Annotated in this window: 2 protein-coding genes; one reads left to right on the top strand and one right to left on the bottom strand. The window is 71.0% G+C overall.

All coding sequences use genetic code 11. From position 1 onward, the window contains the following. Positions 1–2,109, bottom strand: a 2,109-nt coding sequence (locus ABZ793_RS34525; protein ID WP_357465174.1) for an amino acid adenylation domain-containing protein, incomplete at its 3' end; no start/stop codon positions are given. Between the two features lie 1,420 nt (positions 2,110–3,529). On the opposite strand from ABZ793_RS34525, the gene ABZ793_RS34520 reads away from it, so the two are divergent. Continuing rightward, positions 3,530–4,696, top strand: a complete 1,167-nt coding sequence (locus tag ABZ793_RS34520; RefSeq protein ID WP_357465172.1) for an ATP-grasp domain-containing protein — start codon at positions 3,530–3,532, stop codon at positions 4,694–4,696. Positions 4,697–4,798: the final 102 nt, after the last annotated feature.

The raw sequence follows: 4,798 nt of genomic DNA, 5'->3' as shown, positions 1-4,798 counted from the left end.
GCGGTCGATTTTTCCGGTGCCGCCGACGGGGAACCGGTCGAGGGTCATGATGACGGCCGGGACCATGTAGGAGGGCAGTGCGGTCGCGGCGTGGGCGCGTAGTTCGCTCACTATCGGGGTGCGGCCTTCCCGGCCGGTCACGTAGCCGACCAGCCGGGCGACGCCCTGGTCCTCCCGGCGCACCACCACTGCACCACTCACGTGCGGGTGGTGGGCCAGCACCGCTTCGATCTCGCCCAGCTCGATCCGGATGCCGTTGACTTTGACCTGGTGGTCCATCCGGCCGAGGATTTCCAGCGCCCCGGTGGCGTTCCACCGGCCCAGGTCGCCCGTGCGGTAGGCGAGGCCGCCGCCGTACGGGTCGGTCACGAAGCGCTCGGCCGTCAACTCCGGGCGGTTCAGATAGCCGTCAGCCACCCCGGATCCGGTGATGAGGATTTCGCCGGGGACGCCCATGGGGACGAGGTTCAACTGCGGGTCGACGACGCGGATCTGCCGGTTGGGCATGGGCCAGCCGATGGGCACGTACGCGCCGCCCCAGCCGGCTCCGGCGTCGTACCAGGTGCAGGCGACGGACGCCTCGGCCGGACCGTACGCGTTGATCAGGCGGGCGCCGGCGGCCAGCCACCTCTGTGCCATGCGGGGTGGGATCGGCTCACCGGCGAGGGTCACGCAGGACATGCTCGGGCAGCCGGCCGGGTCGACCGCGGCCAGGTTGGTGGGCGGGCAGAACGCGTGGGTGACCTGCTCCTTGGCGATGAGTTCGGTGAGTCGGCGCGCGTCGAGCAGGTCGTCACGGGAAGACACCACGACGCGTGCGCCGGAGGTGAGGGCGGTGAAGACCTCGCCCAGGGCCACGTCGAACACGGGGGCGCAGCAGTGCAGCATCCGGCTGTCCGGACCGACCGCGCACTCCTCGCGCATCCACGCCAGGAAGTTCGTCAGCCTGTCGTGGGAGAGCACCACGCCCTTCGGGGTACCCGTCGACCCCGAGGTGTAGATCACGAACGCGGGCGCCGAGGCGTCGACCACCGGCAACCCGACCGGGTCGCCTGCCCGCACCGTCTCCCAGTCGTCGTCCAACGCCACCACCCGCACCCCGTCGACCCGGGGAATCCGCGGGGCCACCTCACCGACGGTCAACACCACCCGAGCGCCGTGGTCGGCCAGCAACACCCGCATCCGCTCCGCCGGCCAGGCCACGTCCATCGGCGTGTACGCCGCCCCCGCCCGCAACACCCCCACCATCGCGATCAGCGACCACAGGCTGCGGTCCAACGCCAACGACACCACGTCACCGGCGCCCACACCCACCGACCGCAGGTACCCCGCCAGCGCCCCCGACCGGCGCGCCAGTTCCCCGTACGTCAGCACCTCGTCGCCAGCGGCACCCGCCACCGCATCCGGCGTCCGCTCCGCCCACCGCAGCACCAACTCGTGAATCGGCGCTCCGGGCACCTGACGCACTGGCCCCCGCCCCCACGCCAACAACCGCTCGCGCTCCACATCGGTGACCAACGGCAACGCCCGCAGGCCGACCTCGGGCTCCCGTACCCCCGCCGAGGTCAACACCACGGTCTGGTCCAGCAGGCCCCGCACCCAGTCCGTGGAGAATGCTTCGGCCGCGTAGTCGATCCGCAGCCCGGATCCGTCCGAGGCCACACTCACCGCCAGGTCGACGTCCACCACCTGCGGGCCCGTCTCGGCGATCGGGCCGTCGACCAGGGCCACCGCGACCGGACCCGGTGCGCCCGTAGTCGCCACCGGCGCAGCCCAAGCCGCACCGACCCGCCCCGCCAGCTCACCGAACGCCGGATCGTCCGCGACACCCACCCGGACCGCCGATCCGCCCGACGTCAGGCCCAGCGCCACCTCGTGCTGACCGGTGTACCGGGCCAGCACGCCGACGAGGCCGGCCAGCAGCACCACACCGGCCGGCTCCGGGCCCGTCAGGTCGGGCAGCTCCACCGTCCGCGACTGCGAGGCCGCCCGGGCCGGCCACACCAACGGCCGCCGCAGGTCACCCACCAGGTCCAGGCCCTCGAACTCGGCACCCGCCCCGGCGACACCCACAACCCGGACCTGACCACCAACGGACCCGACAGACACGAACCAACCTCCGATCGAAAGGGGTGACCGGGCGGCGCGTGGCCGGAGCGGCCGGTCAGCCGATGTGCCGCACTGCGGACAGCGCGGTGTGACGCAGTGGTGGGGGGCGGCGTGGAGCGTCGCCGCCGCGTACGGGGGGCGGCCGACCGACGTCTCTCCGGAGCGGAGCCGGTCGTGCCGTAGGTGGTCCGTGGGAGGCGCGGACGGCGGTGGACGGCGTCCTGCGGCGTGCCGCGGTGGGGCACAGGTGGGGACGCCTCGGGACCGGCGGTGCGATCAGGACGGGGTCACCGTCTGGAAGCCGCAACCGGGTGTCCGACCCAGCCACCGGCACCTCCTGTCCGTCAGGGCGCGGCGCACCCACATGCGTCCCCGATTCTGTGCGGTGAGGGGAAACGACGAACCGGTGGTGCCAGACGCTATGGAGCCGGCCGGAGCGGCGTACACCCCTAGACACACAGTCGACCCCTAGTGCCGTGTCCACTGAGGATTAGTGGTTTCCGGCCGTGTGCCGTGGATTCTCGCTGGTCAGGTTGGACAAGTCGTCCGACTGCGCGATCAGACAGCCGTGGAAATCCTGCCGGAACCTCGTAGGGTCCACTCGGCTCACCGGCCGGACGAGGGTCATTCGGACGGATAATCGAGAGGGTCATTCGTCAGTGATCACCATCCTTCGGTGAAAAGAGAATGGTCGACCAGGGCGTCGGTCCACGCCTTGCCGAGATCGGTCCGGTCGGGCGTGGACGGCCGAAGCGTCACGGAGCGTAGTGACGCCCGGCGCTCCCGCCGCCTTCCGAGGCGCCCGCGCGGTTACCCGGAGTGCTGTCTCGGCGAGGATCTGAGAGCGCCGGGTGGCGATGGCCAAGAGTGCTGGTCGGGCCCGATCCGTCGGTGCTCGGGGCGCTTCACGTATTGGGCGTCGACACTGCGTTTTCCATTGATCGGGGCGACGGGAGTGGAGTGACGAGAGAATGTCACGCTCTGTTCTTCGGGTGCCCGAACCGCGCTCCCCCCGACCCCCCGACCTGGCATTGTCGGTGACGTAAAGGGCCGGTCCGTACTCGGCTGACCGGCCCATCGACGGTCAATGCGTGCTGACTAAGGTTTCCGTATCGCGAATTCTGTTCACGACGCAGTCGGTGACTGGCAAGCGCACCGGCTGCTGGTGTGCACCGCGCCAACTCAGCGCTGACCACAAGCCAGCCGCTACCTGGCCGGTCAAACGTCGAGCCGTCCGGCCGGTGCACGCGGCACGCCCGACTTCCGTGGTCGAGCGGCCTCATCAGAACCGGGACGCCACGCATCCGCCCACGTCCTCCGCTGTTCGTGGTGGTGGTGCACCCGGACTCGTGCCATCCCCGAGGCCCCTTTACGGGCCGGCATGTCAGGAGATCCAATGGATGGGCCTATCCAGGTACAGGTGTTCGCTCATGAAGGGGTGGTCCTGGCCCGACCACCCAGTCCGGTGGCCACCGCAAGCAGCCGTTATCTGGCCGGCGCGGGCGCCGGCCTGCACAACGGGCTGGACATGATCACCGGCCTTCACCTCACGCTGCCGCACCAGACGGCGGCCATCTGCAGCACCGGAGCCAGCGCGGACAAGTCGCTGCGTCTGATCAGCCGGTGTGGCCTCAAGCCGCCCAGCGACCTGCGCGAGTTCCGGTCCGGCGACCACGCGGTGCGGCTCGCCCGGGAGGCCGCCGAACGCGGCGAGTTGCTGGAGTTCCAGTTCCCGCCGCACGATCCGCAACTTCGGACGGCCCCTGCCCGGGTTCCGCCGGACCTGCTGGCCCGCCTCAACAACAAGACCGTCCTGGAAACGCTGATCGCCCCGGAGTACCTGCCCCGCCGGCAGGTCGCCACCCCCGCCGAGGTGCGGCGGATCGTGCAGCAGGACCGTCGGCCGGCGGTCGTCAAACCGGCCGGCGCCGAGGTGTACAGCGGGATCGCGATCTTCACCAGAAGGCTGCAGGACCGGTTGAACAGGTCACTGTTCAACCAACTGGAGCAGGTCAGCGATCAGTGGATCGTCGAGGAGGAGGTTCTCTTCCGGACGGTCTGGGGGCTCCAGTTCGGCGTGACGGACGGCGGATCGGTGGAGTACTTCGGTGCGTCCGTACACCTGCCGCAGCCCACCTCGACGTGGATCGGTTGTGTGATGGACGACGAGCAACCGCCGGCGGAACTGATCCAGGCGCTGACCGCGGGGGTTCGGAAGGCGGCCGCTCTCGGGTACCGGGGATACTGCTCGTTCGACGCCGGCATCGGCCGGGACGGCGAACTGCGCGTCATCGACCCGAACTTCCGGGTCAGCGGAGCCACCTCGTCGTTGCTGCACCGCAGTTCGCTGCTGGGTCAGCACCCGTGCGCCATGACCACGTTCTTCTCGCTCGCGCCGGGGGTGGACGCCGAGCCGATCCTCGCGCCGTTCATCGACCGTGGGCAGTTCGTCGTGTTCATGCACTACGACCCGGCGGAGACGGACAACGGCCCGTATCAGGCGACCATCCTCGGCATGGTCGGCGGCGTGGACCGGTACGCCTGCGGCGTGCTGATCGCGCAGATCCAGCGAGCGCTGGGCAGGTGACCCGGGGGGGGGGGGCCGGCCCGGCGCCCCCGCGCGCCCGGCCGCCCCCCCCCCCCCGCCCGCGCCGCCCCCCCGCCGCCGCCCCCCGCCGGGGGGGCGGGC

The sequence above is a fragment of the Micromonospora sp. NPDC047465 genome (assembly GCF_040643125.1).
In the GTDB taxonomy this organism is placed as follows: Bacteria; Actinomycetota; Actinomycetes; order Mycobacteriales; family Micromonosporaceae; genus Micromonospora.
This window is presented reverse-complemented; position numbering and strand designations above follow the sequence as displayed.